This window comes from Nostoc sp. (genome assembly GCF_036916655.1).
GTDB lineage: Bacteria > Cyanobacteriota > Cyanobacteriia > Cyanobacteriales > Nostocaceae > Nostoc.
Map to the genome: position 1 here is coordinate 1 of NZ_JBALFY010000046.1, position 16,764 is coordinate 16,764.

Here is a 16,764-nt window from a genome sequence, read left to right on the forward strand (position 1 = left end):
GTAAAGCCACTACTCTCAACAACATGGCACAGGTAATCGCCGACCAAGGGGACATACCGAGAGCGATCGCACTCTGGGAGCAATCCTTGGAAATAAAGGAGCAGATTGGCGATGTCAAAGGTAAAGCCACTACTCTCAACAACATGGCACAGGTAATCGCCGACCAAGGGGACATACCGAGAGCGATCGCACTCTGGGAGCAATCCTTGGAAATAAAGGAGCAGATTGGCGATGTCAAAGGTAAAGCCACTACCCTCAACAACATGGCAGGGGTATTCGCCCAACAAGGGGACATACCGAGAGCGATCGCACTCTGGGAGCAATCCTTGGAAATAACTAAGCAGATTGGCGATGTCAAAGGTAAAGCCGCTACTCTGGCAAATATGGCTTATTGGGCAGGTGAAACTGGAGATAAACCTAAGCAATTAGAACTAAATCTACAAGCTGTTTCAGCACTTACACAGGTTCGTGCATATAGTGATTTGGTAACAGTTCTGGGTAATTTAGGTTTAACAGATGAAAGTAACGGTTTAGTTTACCTAGCTCAAGCAATCTGGTTGACGCTGAGAATTCAAGCACCTTTAGGACAAACCATTAGACTTATCCGTGTTTTATATAATAGAGTTCCTCAAGGCGATGAACTAGAAGCTGTGTTAGGAGCAACTGCAATGTTCTTTTGCAGCCGCCGAGGTGAAGGTCATCCCCAGTTAGAGGAACTTCAGGAGGATAGTTTCAAAATTATATCAGGTGCAGCAAGTGCCCAAGGAATTGAAACACAGGAAGCGTTTGATACTTGGTTTACCCAGCAAATTGATCCAGATTATTTCCTCCCTCGACTCAATCAACGCCTAGAGGAGATAGTCGGCGATGGGTGGTTGTTTGAGCGCAGTCAAGTTTCAATGGGTGAATAAGGGGAAATGCGAGCGCACCGAGGAAACTCCGTTTTTGCTGCGTTGCTGAATCTTTAATCTCCAAAGCGCGATGTTTTCTCTGCGAGACGCTACCCGTAGCTTGCTTTTCCGTAAGAGTACGATGGGTTGTTGGGTGACGCATTTCTTACCCACCGCTATCTGAAATTAAGTCTCAAGATAGTGTGTACCTCACCACAAAAAACTTAAGCTTGGCTTATAAGTTTGGGGAAATAGTGATGAATAAAGAAACAGTTCCTAATCAAGCTGAAAAGTCGAATCCAGAAGGTGAGGCATTACAATTAAGTCCAGAGCTACTCGACAAAATCAAACACCCTCGGAGAATCGACGATGTTATCCGGGAGCAATCACCAGAAGAACGTAAAAGTAACCCAGCTTTAGTACCAGAAATGATTGACGATGCAAGTGATGATTGATTGGGTTTGCGAAAGAATAATGCAAAAGTTCATGCAGTAATTTGTTGCTATCCAGATCCCCAACTTCTTCAAGAAGTCGGGGATATTAATGATTTTTGTCGGCTTGGTGAAGGGGAAATGCAATCACCTTACTCTTAAATTAATTGGCGATAACGCCAAGTTTACGGAGTTCAAAGACTCATAGACGAAGTTCAGAACTCCGTTCATCCACCTCAGATACTCGCCCTAGCAAATGAACTTTGCGGCGATACAGACAAAACCCACCAACCTGAGTTTCAAATTTTTGAGTCCGCGCAGGCGGACTTTGTTTGTGTAGACGCGATTTCTAATCGCCAGGTATATTTATTTGCGAAGGTGAGATATTGTCATACATCTGCTTATGTTTGGCTAAAAGCTCTTGATATTTCTCATTTGTCTTTGCTTGTAACCACTTAGCTTTAAATATTGCTGCTGATTCCGCTTTCACGGGGTCTACTTCATAAGGAAGAATTTCTTTTTTGGCATCTGAAGTTTCCGAATTTTGTTTATACTTTCTGCCACTTTTATGATTAGCATAACGGCGAGAGCGAGTATAACCCATTTGGATAAACTTCCGTGCCATATCAGCACCAACAAAATCATCTTTATCTAAATAATCAAGAAACATCTCATAAATTTTTTCACTCGACTCTCTAGCAATCTCAGGAGTTTTAAACCGCCAGTAAGGAAGAATTTCTGATTTGTATGGTTCAACCAAAAGTACACCCTGCTCACCCTTGCCAACACGATAGAGTTCAGGATGTTGGCGAAAATCAATAACTTTAAAGTCTAAAGAATAATCAAAAGCCATGATAGATTTTTATTATAAATAGTAAGCTTTAAGAAAAAAGTTCAACTTCTATCTAAGTATTGAGATTTTGTTCTACTATGCTATCCAGCACCCAATCCCTAAACAATGTCCTTGCGCCAGGAAATCTGCGTAAAGTACATCATATTGCCCTCAACGTCCAGGATATGCAGGCTTCCCGCTACTTTTATGGTACAATCTTGGGTTTGCACGAACTCACAGGCGACGAAGTACCTGCAACTCTCGTGGAACTCGTCACATCTGGAAAAGTAGCCAACTTCATCACCCCGGATGGTACAATCCTCGATTTATTTGGGGAACCCGATTTAACACCACCAAACCCAAACCCCGAAAAGACCTTCACTAGAGCCTACCATCTGGCTTTTGATATCGATCCACAGTTATTCGATCGCGCGGTGACAGTAATCAGAGAAAATAAAATAGCGATCGCACACGGCCCAGTTACTCGTCCTACTGGTAGAGGAGTGTATTTTTACGATCCAGATGGCTTTATGATTGAAATCCGTTGCGATCCAGAAGCTAGTTAAATTAGGGGTAATCACAAGAGTATCTACTATGACCGCAAACCTCACGCAAATATTTCAAGTAATTGAAGACGCGATCGTAAAACCGCCAATTCCACACGAACCGTACAAGCACTCATTGAAAGCTTGGGCGATGTATTGTTTGCGAGACAAAGGTTTTATCGTCGTTTATGCTCAAAATGCCGACTTTGCTATTGAAAGAAAACGTGCAGAAAAGCTTTATTTTAAAGTTTCAAATAGCCCCGATGATTTAGATAATTCTCTTAGCTGGATTGTTTGGGATAGTGCAACCAAAAGCGCTAGTCTCATTCCCCAAAAAATAGACTAATGCCAAAATAATCATCAAATGTTTCCCTGAATTCTAACTAGACAATTGCTGCACAAATATTTGATGTTCTGGCGAATTTAATCCTAACTGCAACACAGCCAATACTTGCGGCATATTGCCAACAAGTAAATCTGACGTTGACAACCACAAACCCGGAAATACTTGACTTTTGATAATTCCATCTGCATCCAGTTCTAAGGATACATATTCTCCTTGTCGCAGGCGAAACCAATCTAATTTGTTTTCAAATATTTGCCAAACAATATATTCTTTTACCCCATTACGACCATAGACTTTTTTCTTGTCATGTAAATCAATAGCAACACTGCTAGCTGCTATCTCTATTACGAGTTCTGGCGCACCTTCGATGTAATCATCATCACTCAAACGAGATTGTCCTTGAGATATTGGTGTGATTAATAGCACTCCATCTGGTTGCGGTTCATTATCCCGATCTAAGCGGACTGTTGGCTCAATTCCCAATCTCACACCAGGAGTGGCAATTTCGTAAGTCCACAACCAACCAATTACATGACCATGTGGTTCAGCATGACTTTCAAAACGTAATGGGGATGCCAAGTATACAACTCCTTCAATTAATTCGGCCTTTTGATGACGGGGCATTGCTTGATAGCGTCGTTCAAATTCGTAGCGAGTGAGGCGATCGCCATTTTCTAAAGGAGGAATTCGCTGCTTGAATGATAGGTTGACCATGATTTTCCTAGATAGCAAGAAGTTTTACTTTATTATGGCTTGACACCTTAATTACGAATTACGTTAGCGTAGCGGTAGCGAGTCCACGAGTGTCATTACGAATTAGTATTGGGTTTCTCAAACACCATTAAATGCTGTTGAGGTAACAAGTTTTTAGTTTCACGCCAAACCAAACCAACAGCTTGCATTTCTTTACGGACTTGCTTTTGAGTCATCTTATGCAGACCTTTAATCATAATAAAAGGATTTTCACCCCGGTACTCAACCAAAACTACTCGACCACCTGGTTTAAGTGCTTTCACAATTCCTTGCATCACTTCTTGGGGATACTCAAGTTCATGGTAAGCATCCACCATCAATGCCAAATCAATACTTTCAGATGGTAAATTGGGGTAGTTAAGGGTTGCTAAAACTGGCTCAACATTGGTGATATTTTTCTCTTTTTTGAACAACTCAATGATTTCTAACATTTCTGGTTGAACATCTACAGCCAACACCTTACCTGCTGTTAATAACGGCGCGATGCGAAAGCTGAAGTAACCTGTTCCAGCGCCAATATCTGCCACTACATCATGAGGTTTCAGATTGAGGGCGTTAACTACTTTACTTGGCTGTTCGTCTCCCTCTCGGCTGGGACGTTCTAGCCAGCCAGCGCTGGTGTATCCCATCACTTGGGCGATTTCGCGCCCCATGTAATATTTGCCGATACCATCTGGACTGTGGATTATCCGTTGTTCGTAAACAGTGGTGGATGAAGTTGCGGCTTGTGCTGTCAGGGTTGGATTCAGCAACCAGCAACTCAATATCACAATAAGAGCTACTATAAAGTGGAGAAAATTTAACATTTGGTTATGACTGATCTAGATAATTATAAGCAGCAACTAAGAGAATTTTATGGTAGTAGAACAACTTATGACCATGAAGAAGGTACTCGCCATCCTCTAGAAGCCAAAATTTTACTTGAATTTGTTCCACTACATTCGGGACAGAAAATTCTTGATGTGGCGACTGGAACAGGTTTACTTGCTATACCCGCATCTGAAAAAGTTGGTTCAGAGGGCTACGTGATTGGAATTGACATGACCCCTGGAATGTTGCAGCAAGCAAGACAAAAGATTGCCGCAGCAAAATTACAAAATATCGAGTTGATTGAAGCGGATGCAGAATATTTAAACTTTAGTGATAGTAGTTTTGATGCTGTCTTTTGCTGTGAAGCCATTGTACTTTTTCCTGATATCCTTGCTACCTTGCAAAAGTGGTACAGCTACTTGAAAACAGGAGGGTATGTAGCATTTACCTGTCCTCCCGAAACTGCTTTAATAGCATCTATTCAACAGAGGGTTTGCGCTAGAGTTTTGGGTGTGTCATTACCACACATCCTTGAACCACTTGGAACTCCAGAAAAATGTCGAAATTTGCTCAACCAGGCAGGTTTTAGAGATATCGAAATTAAGATTGAGCCATCAGGACGTTATCGCCAGCTTACGGATAGCAGATTATCTGAGACAGTACTTAAGATAAATTTTAAAGGTAATCCTTTCTTGTCAACATTATCACCAGATAAATTAAATCAGTTGCAAGTTGAATATCAAGCAGAAATTGAGAAACTAGCAACCGATCGAGGTATTTGGATAGACACTACAAAGCTTTTTGTTCGCGCCAGAAAATAAGTTGACGATCAAAAATTTACTTTTGATAACTTCGGGCGATCGCACACAATCATCTTGCCATTAATACATACCCATCTCCAAAAATTAATTATGGGTTGCCCGAAATCATTGGTAAACACAATTCCCGAATTGTAGCCCATATCATTTTTACCAAATGTCTCAGGATAATGACAGTTTAATCTCATAGGCCGATGTGAAAGTAAACATTTTCAGGATTTACTTAAGCAACCCCTTTAAACCAACCTTTGGACATTATGCAAAACCTGTCCCTGATATTAGTGCCTGTACTCGCTGCACAGAAAGTAGTAGGTGATGGTGTAATTAAACCTCTCGGTCATCATGAGTTGCTGTTGGTGCTAGTACAACTGTCACTGTTGCTTTTGGTAGCGCGGGGATTAGGTGAGTTGATGCGCCGGATTAATCTGCCGCCTGTTGTTGGAGAATTACTCGCAGGTGTGTTGCTTGGGCCTTCTCTATTTGGTTTGCTGCTTCCCGACTTACAGGCGCTCATCTTTCCCAAAAGTCAAGAACAATCTAATTTACTTTCGGTGATTTCTTGGTTAGGTGTGTTATTTTTGCTGATTGTAACTGGGTTGGAAACGGATCTCAAGCTGATTCTTCGCAAAGGTAAAACGGCTCTACTCATCTCGCTGGGCGGAATTATTATCCCCTTTATCACCGGATTTGGACTGGGCTGGCTATTACCAGATAGTTTTTTAGCCAACCCAGAAAAGCGACTAGTATTCAGTCTGTTCATCGCTACAGCAATGAGTATTTCAGCAGTGCCAGTGATTGCAAAAGTGCTGATGGACTTAAACCTGATTCGCCGTGACATTGGTCAAGTTACCTTAGCAGCAGGGATGACCGACGACACCATCGGCTGGATTTTACTTTCTGTGGTTTCAGGTCTAGCTAGTAGCGGCAAATTTGATTTTGGGACAATTTTTCATTCCGTGAGTGCGGCTATATTGTTTCTCGCGATCGCCTTCACAATCGGGCGTACTATTGTAGATCAGATTTTACGCTGGGTTGATGACTACGTTGGTGGCATCGCCGCTAGTATCTCGGTTGTGCTGATTCTTTCGCTCTCGGCAGCAGCACTTACCCACGCATTAGGTTTAGAAGCAGCATTAGGTGCTTTCGTCCTGGGGATTCTCGCAGGTCAATCCCGCCGCTTTAGCAATGAAGCCGGACACATGCTAGAAGTCTTCACAGCAGCCTTTTTAGCGCCAATTTTCTTTGCCTCAGCTGGCTTAAAAGTTAACTTGCTAACCTTGTTAGTCCCCCAAACGTTAATATTTGGCTTAATTGTTCTCGCTGTCGCCTGTGTTGGTAAATTTACAGGTGCTTACATTGGTTCTCGCGTCGGCGGCTTGAGTCACTGGGAAGGTTTGGCGATGGGTTCGGGGATGAATGCTCGCGGGGCGATGGAAATTGTCGTTGCTACCATTGGTTTATCTTTGGGAGTGCTGAATCCCCAAATGTACTCGATTATTGTGATGGTAGCGATCGTCACTTCCTTAATGGCTCCGCCCCTTTTGCGCTGGTCTTTGTCAAAAGTAGTTATGAGTGAAGAGGAAGCTCGACGTTTGGAACAAGAAGAGCAAGATAGCCGCAGCTTTATCAAACAGATTCAGCGTGTCTTAATACCTACTAGTGGTGGTCCTAACATCCAATTGGCGGCGCAATTAGTTGGTTACATGGCTCACCAAAACTCGATAGAAGTTACCTCTCTATATGCCCTGAGTGATAAGCAACCTCAAAGCAAAGCCCGCCGGACGGAGGCAACCCAGGTTAAAGATACTGCCGCCGAGCAAGCTTTAGCTTCTGTGACTGAGGAAATGCGGCTCCCGGCTGATACCACCCTGCAAACAAAAACGGAGTCTGGGCGTAATAAAGCGCAGGTAATTCTAAATGAAGCGAACAAAAATTATGACTTAATTGTATTGGGAGCTTCTGAACAGATCCGCCCCCAGAAAGCATTATTTAATTTGCTTGTTGACCGGGTTGTACAAGAAGCGCCTTGTGCAACGATGGTGGTGAAGTCGCACTTACCCCAATCCAAAGGCGAGATATGCAAAATCCCTCAACAACAACTGAAAAAAATTCTCGTGCCAACGGTGGGGACAGAATATAGCAAAAATGCCGTAGAGATGGCAAGCACGATCGCAGCTCAAACCGGGGCATTAGTGATGATTGTTAACGTGATTAACTTACCACAGGTTGAGTATATTCTTTATGAACAGCGATCGCTAAATCCAGTCAAGGAAATTGCCCACGATTTGCTCGAACAGCAAGCCGCAATTGGCCGTAATCTGGGTGCTGATGTCAAAACCTATATTCTTCAAGGAACCAGCCCCGAAAGAGAAATCCTTAAGTTTGCCCAAACCCAAGAAGTTGACTTGATTCTTCTCGGAAGTAGCATCCGCATGGTTACAGGTCGCGTTTTCTTCGGTCACAGAGTTGATGCAATTTTAAGTAAAGCCCATTGCCCAGTAGCGGTTATTACAGTGCCATAAGAGTGCTGAGTATAAACCCAGTTGCTTCAAGGCTGTAAAAAATGAATGTAGAGACGTAGCAGTGCTACGTCTCTACAAAGTTTCTGGATAACGCATATTTACTTTCACCAGATGTCTAATGATTTGAGCAATCCAAAATTGCAAATCTAAAATCCAAAATTGTTTGACCTTAACGCGAAGCTCTGGAAGTGACTGATTTTTGCAAATTAGCTAAAGCGCGATTGTAATCCAAAATAGCTGTGACTCGATTACCTTCTGCTCTTGTCAGGTCATTTTCAGCAGAGATTACCTCTGTTTGAGTGCCTACACCAGCTTGAAACCTCAGCCTTGCTAAATTCAGAGCTTCTCTAGCTTGATTTAAAGCCACACTAGAAGTTTGCACATTATCTAAATTGGATTGCAATTGAGAGTAGTACTGTTCCACATCAAAGCGAATTTGGTCGCGCTGGGTAGCAAATTGAGTCTCTGCGATCGCAATATTCGCTTTCGATTGAGCCGCACGCGCTCTTGCTGCACCCCCATCAAACAAAGTTAGACTTCCTTGAATTGCTGCGGAATACCCATCAGTAATGCTGACGCCATCGTTATACCGATCTAGCACGTTGTAGCTGCCTACCAAACTAATCTGTGGCCCTAGCTGTGAAAGTGCCTGTCGTCGCTGTTGCTCGTAAATATTACGTTGTGCTAAAAACTGTTGTAATTCTGGACGATTTTGAAACGCTTGCACAATACTTTGTTCTACTGTCTCCGGCCAAAGACCCGATAATTGTACGGGATCGGCGGCACTGATATCAACTGACTGCGACAAACTTAGCAGAGTGGCAAGCTGACGACGGGCAATTCGCTGTTGTGAGATAGCATTAGTCAGAACTTGTTGGGCATTTGCTAAATTCACCTGAGCTTGCAGCACATCAAATTGCGTACCTACTCCAGCACTTAGTCGAGCTTGAGTATCCCGCAAACTAGCCTGGGCATTTTCCACAGCAGACCGATTAATTCTTACTTCTTCATCGGCTTGTTGCAAATCGTAGTATTGAGTGGTGGCATTCAACCTAATTGTGAGAGACTGACTTTCAACATTCAGTTCATCCACACGTAGTTGTTCTTCAGCTGCCCGGATAGTTGCCTCTCGATTCCCGGAAGTATAAGCATTATAATTCAGTTGTGCTGAACCATTGAAAGAAGTGCTGGGTTGAGATGAATTGCTAACAAAACCATTACCACTGTTGGTTAGACTACCATTGATTCCCAGAGTAGGAAATAAGGCAGCTTGAGACTCGCGTAGAGATGAACGACTGCGTTCTAGCTGTAATATCGCTACCTGTAAGTCTCGATTGTTGCGTTGTGCTAGTTCCAAAGCTTGTGCTAAAGTGATTGGCACAGTTCCCTGGATCTTTACCTCATCCGGTTTTGTGGGAAATTGGAGAGGATTGGCATTAGGGTTGAGGTAATCAGGAGCCTGTGTAGAACTTGAGGAATTCTGAGGTTTTGGGGGAGTTGCAGCACTGGCTAAAGTGGGAAAAAGAAGAGCCATACTTGACGGCAAGGCTACAGCAAACGCGACACTAATCCAGGTAGAATGCACGAAAAACAAGCTGAAATTCATAATCTAGATGTAGTCATTAATTGGGTTTCTTTGAGGATAAAATCAAAGTTTTCATTTTGATTAATCTACAGAATTTTGAATTGTAAATCTCCCCTCAACTGGTTGATATTAACAAATTAGCCGACAATCAAACCATCCTGAACTCGGATAATCCTTCTGGTTTGAGCAGCAATATCTGGCTCATGAGTGACTATCACAATGGTGATTCCCTGGTCATTAAGTTCAGTCAACAAGCTCATTACCTCATGGGAAGTTTCAGTATCTAAAGCTCCTGTTGGCTCATCTGCCAAAACTAATGCAGGTCGATTGACCAAAGCACGAGCGATCGCTACCCGTTGTTGTTGTCCGCCAGATAATTGACTAGGACGGTTACTTATGCGTTCCCCTAATCCTACCTTTTCTAAGGCTTCTAATGCCCTTTCTCGGCGTTTTGCCTTGTGTAAGTTAGCGTAAACCATTGGTAACATCACGTTTTCCAATGCTGTCGCCCGCGCCAATAGGTTAAATTGTTGGAACACAAAACCAATCCTTTGATTGCGGATATAGGCTAATTCATCATCATCAAAAGTAGTCAGATTTCTGCCTTCAAAAATATAATCTCCAGTTGTGGGACGATCTAAACATCCCAAAATATTCATGAGCGTTGACTTACCGGAACCTGACGCACCCATAATCGAGACGTATTCCCCTTCCTCAATAGAGAGTTGAATTCCCTTCAGTATTGGAACACTAACTTCTCCCAAGTGGTAAGTTTTAGTAATAGATTCCATCCAAATCATTGTTGGCATAAGCTGAGTAATGAGTAATGAGTAATGAGTAATGAGTAGTGAGTAGTGAGTAGTGAGTAGTGAGTAATGAAAGTTAATTTGTAGCCGTAGTCACATAGTTTAGGACAGTGTTAATTGCTAACGCAATTCTGCACAGGATGACTTGGCTATGGAAAGAAACTGATGAAATTTTTCTAAATAACTTCTTTCAAAACCCTCCGCAATGTTAGACATAATAGATACTGCTGCCCTTTGTATTTGTCCCGATAATCCAAAGTCTCTAGCAAACGCGCCCTGCTGACTAACCTGATAAATATCTGTAGTAAGGATTCTTGCTTTTTGCCAAGCAATCAAGTCTTCAAATCGCTCAACTTTACTCATTCTACTGACCATTAAATGAACTCTCATCACTCATTACTCATTACTCATTACTCATTACTCAGCATTCTTAAGTTAGTCGCTTCTTAAAGCGTTAATTGGATCTAATTTAGATGCATTCCGTGCTGGAATCACGCCAGCAATTAAGCCAACGGTTAACGAGAGTCCAAAGCCAGCAACGATCGACAAGAAAGAAATTATAAACGGAAATTTGAAAATGCTTGAAGCTATAAAGGCTAATAAAATACCAACTGTCATACCAATACATCCGCCGACAATGGAAATCACGATCGCTTCGGCTAAAAATTGATTAAGTATTGCCGAATTAGTTGCCCCTACAGCTTTGCGAATCCCGATTTCTCGCGTCCGCTCAACCACAGAAACTAGCATAATATTAGCAATACCAATGCCACCAACCACCAGAGAAATTCCCGCGATCGCTACCACCATAACTGTAAACAAACCCACAACACTAGTAAAGGTACTAACAATATCAGCTTGATTAGTCAGCCGAAAATCATCAGCTTGTGGTGGATAAATGTTGTGACGCAGGCGTAAGAGATTGGTAACTTGAAACTGAGCGGCTTCTAACTGCTCCTGATTAGCGCCTTTGACTAAAATTCCATTTACAGAAACGCCTACTAGGGCATTGTTCCCAACTAGTCTCTTTGACATAGTAGTGAGAGGAATGAAAATCTGGTCATCTCGATCCATCGGCCCCTGAGAACCTTTAGGTTCCATCACTCCAATCACTTCATAAGCTTCTCCCTGAATCCGAATTTTCTCGCCGATGACATTGGCTCCCTGGTCAAAAAGTGTTTTTTGAACTGTAGGGCCAAGAATGGCAAACTGGGCGGCAGTATCTAGTTCTTCTTGAGTAAAATATCTCCCTTGTTGGGGGTGAGTATTTCTGACTTCTGGGTAGTTTAAATCTGTGCCATAAATGGTTGTTGAAGTATTCTGTCCAGCATAGACAACTTGGGCGCTGCGTTGGAGATAAGCAGAAACCATCTGTGCTGATGGCGCTTGTGTAGCGATCGCTTTAGCATCTTCCCAAGTCAAGGTACTGCTAGAACCAACTCCTTGACGGACATTCCCACTTCTAGCCGCACCCGCCAAGATTTGGATGACATCTGTACCCAATGCTTGTATCTGTTGCTCAACCCCCTTTTGTACCCCTTGACCGACAGAGGTAATGGCAATAACTGAAGAAATCCCAATAATCACGCCCAACATAGTGAGACTTGTGCGTAATTTATTACTCCACAAAGTCTCTGCCGCCATTGTCAAGATTTCCAGAAACGGTACTGTGCGGGTATTCTTAGTTTTGGAAAAGCCCTTAAATATCTTAAACATAATGTTGTATTTAAAGAAGAATGCAGAATTCAGAATCCAGAATTCAGAATCAATTAGTGGAGGAATTAAACCCACATATTTATCCGCTAGTCAAACTCGAATTCACACTGAATTCTGACTCCTAACTCCTGAATTCTTTATTGTTAAAACTAACTTTAAGGGGAACCACCGCCGGAACGACCTCCGCCGCCACCGGCTCCTCTTCCGCCACCGCCACCGCCTGCACCTCCACCTAAACCAGGGAAAACTCCTCCTCTTGGTGTTGATTGCGGACGCGATCCTGGGGGAAAACTGAGTAATACCCTTTCGTCTCCTGTCAATCCCGATTTAACTTCGGTAAAGTTATTGGCAGTGACACCAGTCTCAATACGAGTAAACACAGGTTTGTTATTCTTCCCTGCCACAAACACACCTGTGGCATTTTCTTGGCGCACCACTGAGGCCGTTGGTACTACTAGAACATTTGCAACTTGACCGACTTGAAAATCTACTTCTGCATTCATCCCAGACCGTAGTAGTCTTTGAGGGTCTGAAAGTGATACTCTCACTTCAAAACTGGTAACGTTTTGCTCTACGATTGCTTGGGCAGCAATTTGGCTCACTTTACCTTCAAAGGTTTTTCCTGGGTAGGCATCTGCTTTAATCGAGACTTTTTGACCAAGGCTGATTTTGGAAATATTTGTTTCCGCTAAATTGGCGACAACTTCATTGGTTGAAGCTAAAGACAAGATTGAAGAAGAAGAAGAAGAAGCGACTTCACTACTGGCAGTTGTGGGTGTCACGAAAGCACCAGGATCGGCATATTTCTTTGTCACCACACCTTCAAAGGGTGCGCGAATAATCGTGTCGTTGATTTCGGCTTGGATGTTTTGCAGCGATCCACGAGCAGATGTTACCTGGGCACGGGCTGCGTTAATATCTTCTTGGCGGGTTCCAGCTTTAATCAGTGCCAAAGCTTGCTGTCTCTGCTTCACTACAGCTTGTGCTTGCTGAATATCTTCTGGACGTGACCCGGCTTTTTGCAGAGCCAGTGCTTGCTGTGCTTCATTTACATTAGCTTGGGCACTGTCGCGACTGGAACGATTTTGGTTAAGAGTTTGGAGGGAGATACCGCCTGCATTGTAAAGTTGTTGATTCCGAATAAAATTATCTTCTGCTTGGCGAAGAGCGGCTTGAGCGCTTTGCAAGCGTGCCTGTGCTTGACCAATATCTTGAGAGCGATTGCCTGTTTGTACTTTTTGCAGATTCGCCTCGGCTTCGTCTAATACTCCTTGTGCTTGAGCAATATCTTGAGGACGATTACCTGCGATCGCTTTTTGCAAATTTGCCTCAGCTTGTGCCAATTGTCCTTGAGCAGAAGTGAGTTGCCCCCGCAGGTTGGAATCATCCATGTAGGCGACAATCTGTCCTTGTTTGACAATATCTCCTTCTTTTGCAAGTAGGCTTTTCAAGATACCAGAATTTTTCGGGCTGAGGTTAATTGACCGCTCAGGTTTGATTGTTCCGTTTGCTGAAACTGTGATTGTTAAACTTTGCCTTTCTACAGGCTTTGTCAATACCCGGCGTCTAGCTTCTTGACGGGGAGCAACCGTTACTTGGTAATAGACGGCATAGCCAATTCCACCCACAAGGCAAAGAGCTATTAGCCAAGAAAGCCAATTGCGTCTGCCCTTTTTTTTCTTTACCTCTGGAACTGATGCTGAAGAATCTACGGTATTTGGTGTATCAATTTTCATGTCCATTTTGTCTATAAAGAACAGCTACCAAGCTAGTTATTCACGGCTAAAACTATAGCCTGGTAGCGCTATACTGACAATGATTTTGGGTTTTTAGTGTTTGTTTTAAAGGTTTATTTGCAATACTAATCCATCAGGAAGTCTGAAGTAATCATCACGCACTCTCACTAATCTCCCAGCGGGAACAATTTCCTGATTGGGAAGAAGAATGTCGCCGTTGGGAAGTCGGAAGTAACCTTGATTACGCAGTCTGGCTATGGATCTCGCAGGAATAATTTGCCCATTGGGATATCTGATGTCACCATTGCCAAGTCTGACTACTCTGTTATTGAATTGGTTGTCACGGTTGTCGCGGTGATCGCGGTTCCAATTATCCCGCTCTCTAGGGTTTCTGACTTGTACGGGATAAGCTCTGCCGTCGCGGTTCCAATTATCCCTGTCTCTAGAGTTTCTGACTTCTCCAGGATTGAGTCTGCCGTCGCGGTTCAAATTGCCTCTGTCTACTGGTGTTCTAACTTCTCTAGAATTGGGTCTGTCATCGCGATCGCGATCTTGATCCCTTTGAGCAACAACCTGGACTTTCGTCTGGGCATTTGCAGGCGCAGTCAAAAGAGTAGGAACAACGATCAAGGCAGTAGCGGCTAAGACTATCGATAAACGGTTGGCTTTCAACATGAAATTAACTCCTTATTTGCATTAAAGTTCTATTTTGCTTAGGTTCGGATTCAGTAATTTAAACAGTTGGCTTTGTTTTGGCATCAAGATGTCTAATATTTACTTCTCCGTATAAATTCATACATAACGATTATCACTCAAAAATTCCGAACCTATGTATGACCAAAGTCATTAGTAAGCCCAGACTGATGTATGACCAAAGTAATAAGTTTTTCTAATGGGGATTGGTATTGAAAAGAGGCAGAGGGGCAGGGTGCGGGGGACGGAGGGGAAAATTCTTTTCCCTTGCTATCTGCTCCCTCTTCTCCCCCACTCATTACTCAGTACTCTTGAGGGGCATTGAAAAGAAGCAGAGGGGCAGGGTGCGGAGGGGAAAACTATTCTTCCTTGCTCCCTGCTCCCTTGCTTCTTCTTGCATCCCTCTCCCCAAGATTGGTAAGATTTTGCTACCGTCAACAGCGGAGATCGTTTAAGCTAGCTGAAAGATTCTTTGATTAGTGGCTTAAAGGCGGTAGTGTGCCTAAATATGTACGTTTGATTTCTTTTCTAATGATCTGTAGTTTGTGGAGTATGCCAAAAGCCGCTAACGCGCAGGCATTAATACCCCACACGCTGCAACTAGATGCGACAAAGTTAGAGAAGCAGGGGTTGAGCTTGGCACAAGAGGCAGCTCAACTAGCTCAGTTTCAACAGGTTGACTTAGCTTTGCCACGAGCGAGGCTGGCTAGCCAACTGGCTCCGGGGAATGATAAGGTGTGGTTGCTGTTAGGTGGATTGCAACTGCAAACTAAAGAGTTTGACGGGGCGATCGCTAGTCTAAAAAAAGCGCAATCTATCAACCCCAAAAATGGTGATATTTTGTTTGCCTTGGGTTCAGCTAATTTTCAACAGAAAAATTACCAGGCTGCTGTTGTCAATTACCAAGATGGTTTGAAGTTAAAACCCAATGACCCAGAGGGTTTATTTGATTTGGGTAATGCTTATTATTTGCTGGGTCGATTGCCAGATGCGATCGCCCAGTACGATAAAGCTGTCTCTCAAGATAAAAAATTCTGGCCAGCGCTTAACAATATTGGCTTAATCAACTACGAACAGGGTAATATCCCCGAAGCGATTAAGCGATGGCAATCGGCTGTAACCCTTGATAAACAAGCCGCAGAACCTTTATTAGCCTTGGCAGTGGCACTCTATACTAAAGGCGATCGCCAACAAGCACTCACCTTAGGAGAAGCTGCACTCCGTATCGATTCGCGCTATGCTAATTTGAATTTCCTCAAAGAAAATCTTTGGGGCGATCGCCTCCTGTCTGATACGAAAAAATTCCTAGAATTACCCCGTATTCAAGCAGCTCTACAGCAAAGAGAAAACTCATCATCAGCGCCTACGCCTAGAAAACAGCCTACTCAATAGGAGCAGGGGAGCAGGGGAGCAGAGGTGCAGAGGGGAAAGAGGTAATTTTTTATTCTCCCTATTCCCCACTTCCCATTCCCCTCTTGCATAACAGTACCTTTTCGTAGTACATATATACTAACAAAATACAGGAACTATTCGCCCAAAAACATTGGCGGGCGAGTATTCCTGAAATAAGTCGTTAATTCTCAGTGTTAGTCTGTGGGTAGAAGTGCGATGATTTGGTCAACAAACAGTTGATGGTCAACAACTGGCTTAGAAATGTAGCCATCAGCACCGCTTTGCTTGAGAAAGTTCTCGCGATCGCCTTCCATAGCATGTGCTGTTACCAAAATCACAGGTAAGTTTGCTGTTTTTGGATCGGATTTTAACATTTGTGTAATCTTGATGCCATCGACAGACTTACCTTGGTAAACACTTCTGGATAGAGAAACATCCATCAAAATCAGGTCGGCTTCTCCTGATTGGGCAATTTTTATGACTTCTTCGACATTTTCAGTGTGTTTCACACCCAAGCCGCCACGCTTGGACAAAATTTTGGAAAAAACACGAGCATTAATTAGATCGTCTTCAACAATTAAAACAGTTTTCATGAGAATTTTAGTTATAGAGGTGAGGAGATTCAAGAATTCCAGAATTCAAAATTAACAAATGCAATCACGATCAAAAGGAGTCAGAAAACAGAATTCAGAATTCAGAATAACCCAGCAGTCAAGTCAGGCGTAACAGTCATGGAAAAATTTTTTTCTTCTCCCTTGGCGCAGCCTCTCCCTTTGGGAGAAGGGGAGACGCTAAGAGCGGACACGCGCGTTTAAAATCGCTTGCTTTAAACCTCGATTCTCTATCCAGTCCCACAAAATCCATTCTGGATTCTGTCTCCTGAATTCTG

17 protein-coding genes are annotated in these 16,764 nt (G+C 43.2%); 7 read left to right on the top strand and 10 right to left on the bottom strand.

Translation table 11 applies throughout. From position 1 onward, the window contains the following. On the top strand, window positions 1-911 hold a 911-nt coding region (locus V7L31_RS12035; protein ID WP_334696434.1), incomplete at its 5' end, for a tetratricopeptide repeat protein. Window positions 912-1,147: 236 nt separating this feature from the next. Further along, a complete protein-coding gene (locus tag V7L31_RS12040) occupies window positions 1,148-1,345 on the top strand; it encodes a hypothetical protein (protein WP_334696435.1) in 198 nt (65 codons plus the stop codon). A gap of 325 nt (window positions 1,346-1,670) precedes the next feature. On the opposite strand, the gene V7L31_RS12045 is transcribed toward V7L31_RS12040, so the two are convergent. After that, entirely contained in the window at window positions 1,671-2,174 is a 504-nt protein-coding gene (locus V7L31_RS12045; protein WP_334696436.1) for a DUF4385 domain-containing protein, read from the bottom strand. A gap of 77 nt (window positions 2,175-2,251) precedes the next feature. Here V7L31_RS12045 and V7L31_RS12050 point away from each other — a divergent pair, with 77 nt between their 5' ends. Together V7L31_RS12050 and V7L31_RS12055 are read left to right on the top strand one after the other, a co-directional pair. After that, the gene (locus V7L31_RS12050) at window positions 2,252-2,719 is read left to right on the top strand and encodes a VOC family protein (protein ID WP_334696437.1); all 468 of its coding nucleotides are present in this window, start codon (window positions 2,252-2,254) and stop codon (window positions 2,717-2,719) included. A 28-nt stretch (window positions 2,720-2,747) separates the two neighbouring features. Further along, window positions 2,748-3,044 carry a hypothetical protein gene (locus V7L31_RS12055; protein ID WP_334696438.1) on the top strand — a complete coding sequence of 99 codons (297 nt, stop codon included), beginning with the start codon at window positions 2,748-2,750 and terminating at the stop codon, window positions 3,042-3,044. A 33-nt stretch (window positions 3,045-3,077) separates the two neighbouring features. Here V7L31_RS12055 and V7L31_RS12060 read toward each other — a convergent pair whose 3' ends face one another. Next, window positions 3,078-3,758 (bottom strand): Uma2 family endonuclease, encoded by a 681-nt coding sequence (locus tag V7L31_RS12060; protein ID WP_334696439.1) that lies wholly within the window; start codon window positions 3,756-3,758, stop codon window positions 3,078-3,080. Window positions 3,759-3,853: 95 nt separating this feature from the next. After that, window positions 3,854-4,603: a class I SAM-dependent methyltransferase gene (locus V7L31_RS12065; protein ID WP_334696440.1), complete on the bottom strand. Its 750-nt coding sequence runs from the start codon at window positions 4,601-4,603 to the stop codon at window positions 3,854-3,856. A gap of 6 nt (window positions 4,604-4,609) precedes the next feature. On the opposite strand from V7L31_RS12065, the gene V7L31_RS12070 reads away from it, so the two are divergent. Then, window positions 4,610-5,428, top strand: coding sequence for a class I SAM-dependent methyltransferase (locus V7L31_RS12070; RefSeq protein WP_334696441.1), 819 nt, complete (start codon window positions 4,610-4,612; stop codon window positions 5,426-5,428). A gap of 254 nt (window positions 5,429-5,682) precedes the next feature. Next, on the top strand, window positions 5,683-7,947 hold the full coding sequence (locus tag V7L31_RS12075; protein ID WP_334696442.1) for a cation:proton antiporter domain-containing protein: 2,265 nt from the start codon (window positions 5,683-5,685) through the stop codon (window positions 7,945-7,947). A gap of 169 nt (window positions 7,948-8,116) precedes the next feature. On the opposite strand, the gene V7L31_RS12080 is transcribed toward V7L31_RS12075, so the two are convergent. The 6 genes from V7L31_RS12080 to V7L31_RS12105 all read right to left on the bottom strand — a co-directional run bounded on the left by V7L31_RS12080 (window position 8,117) and on the right by V7L31_RS12105 (window position 14,465). Beyond that, entirely contained in the window at window positions 8,117-9,553 is a 1,437-nt protein-coding gene (locus V7L31_RS12080) for a TolC family protein (protein WP_334696443.1), read from the bottom strand. A 116-nt stretch (window positions 9,554-9,669) separates the two neighbouring features. Beyond that, the gene (locus V7L31_RS12085; RefSeq protein WP_292847700.1) at window positions 9,670-10,341 is read right to left on the bottom strand and encodes an ABC transporter ATP-binding protein; all 672 of its coding nucleotides are present in this window, start codon (window positions 10,339-10,341) and stop codon (window positions 9,670-9,672) included. Window positions 10,342-10,458: 117 nt separating this feature from the next. Continuing rightward, window positions 10,459-10,728, bottom strand: coding sequence for a four helix bundle protein (locus V7L31_RS12090; RefSeq protein WP_334696444.1), 270 nt, complete (start codon window positions 10,726-10,728; stop codon window positions 10,459-10,461). 45 nt (window positions 10,729-10,773) lie between these two features. Continuing rightward, on the bottom strand, window positions 10,774-12,054 hold the full coding sequence (locus V7L31_RS12095) for an ABC transporter permease (protein ID WP_334696445.1): 1,281 nt from the start codon (window positions 12,052-12,054) through the stop codon (window positions 10,774-10,776). A gap of 155 nt (window positions 12,055-12,209) precedes the next feature. Continuing rightward, window positions 12,210-13,790, bottom strand: coding sequence for an efflux RND transporter periplasmic adaptor subunit (locus V7L31_RS12100; RefSeq protein ID WP_334696446.1), 1,581 nt, complete (start codon window positions 13,788-13,790; stop codon window positions 12,210-12,212). Between the two features lie 105 nt (window positions 13,791-13,895). Beyond that, complete coding sequence (locus tag V7L31_RS12105) at window positions 13,896-14,465, bottom strand: hypothetical protein (protein WP_334696447.1); 570 nt, start codon at window positions 14,463-14,465, stop codon at window positions 13,896-13,898. A gap of 516 nt (window positions 14,466-14,981) precedes the next feature. Between V7L31_RS12105 and V7L31_RS12110 the strand changes: the two genes are divergently transcribed. Next, window positions 14,982-15,875 carry a tetratricopeptide repeat protein gene (locus V7L31_RS12110; protein WP_334696448.1) on the top strand — a complete coding sequence of 298 codons (894 nt, stop codon included), beginning with the start codon at window positions 14,982-14,984 and terminating at the stop codon, window positions 15,873-15,875. A gap of 194 nt (window positions 15,876-16,069) precedes the next feature. Here V7L31_RS12110 and V7L31_RS12115 read toward each other — a convergent pair whose 3' ends face one another. Then, a complete protein-coding gene (locus tag V7L31_RS12115; RefSeq protein ID WP_292847718.1) occupies window positions 16,070-16,468 on the bottom strand; it encodes a response regulator in 399 nt (132 codons plus the stop codon). Between the last annotated feature and the right edge of the window lie 296 nt (window positions 16,469-16,764).

Excerpts from the sequence above, each read along its gene's own strand:
- V7L31_RS12040 (WP_334696435.1), top strand. The coding sequence starts at position 1,148 with ATGAATAAAGAAACAGTTCCTAATCAAGCTGAAAAGTCGAATCCAGAA.
- V7L31_RS12045 (WP_334696436.1), bottom strand. The coding sequence starts at position 2,174 with ATGGCTTTTGATTATTCTTTAGACTTTAAAGTTATTGATTTTCGCCAA.
- V7L31_RS12050 (WP_334696437.1), top strand. The coding sequence starts at position 2,252 with ATGCTATCCAGCACCCAATCCCTAAACAATGTCCTTGCGCCAGGAAAT.
- V7L31_RS12055 (WP_334696438.1), top strand. The coding sequence starts at position 2,748 with ATGACCGCAAACCTCACGCAAATATTTCAAGTAATTGAAGACGCGATC.
- V7L31_RS12060 (WP_334696439.1), bottom strand. The coding sequence starts at position 3,758 with ATGGTCAACCTATCATTCAAGCAGCGAATTCCTCCTTTAGAAAATGGC.
- V7L31_RS12065 (WP_334696440.1), bottom strand. The coding sequence starts at position 4,603 with ATGTTAAATTTTCTCCACTTTATAGTAGCTCTTATTGTGATATTGAGT.
- V7L31_RS12070 (WP_334696441.1), top strand. The coding sequence starts at position 4,610 with ATGACTGATCTAGATAATTATAAGCAGCAACTAAGAGAATTTTATGGT.
- V7L31_RS12075 (WP_334696442.1), top strand. The coding sequence starts at position 5,683 with ATGCAAAACCTGTCCCTGATATTAGTGCCTGTACTCGCTGCACAGAAA.
- V7L31_RS12080 (WP_334696443.1), bottom strand. The coding sequence starts at position 9,553 with ATGAATTTCAGCTTGTTTTTCGTGCATTCTACCTGGATTAGTGTCGCG.
- V7L31_RS12085 (WP_292847700.1), bottom strand. The coding sequence starts at position 10,341 with ATGCCAACAATGATTTGGATGGAATCTATTACTAAAACTTACCACTTG.
- V7L31_RS12090 (WP_334696444.1), bottom strand. The coding sequence starts at position 10,728 with ATGAGAGTTCATTTAATGGTCAGTAGAATGAGTAAAGTTGAGCGATTT.
- V7L31_RS12095 (WP_334696445.1), bottom strand. The coding sequence starts at position 12,054 with ATGTTTAAGATATTTAAGGGCTTTTCCAAAACTAAGAATACCCGCACA.
- V7L31_RS12100 (WP_334696446.1), bottom strand. The coding sequence starts at position 13,790 with ATGAAAATTGATACACCAAATACCGTAGATTCTTCAGCATCAGTTCCA.
- V7L31_RS12105 (WP_334696447.1), bottom strand. The coding sequence starts at position 14,465 with ATGTTGAAAGCCAACCGTTTATCGATAGTCTTAGCCGCTACTGCCTTG.
- V7L31_RS12115 (WP_292847718.1), bottom strand. The coding sequence starts at position 16,468 with ATGAAAACTGTTTTAATTGTTGAAGACGATCTAATTAATGCTCGTGTT.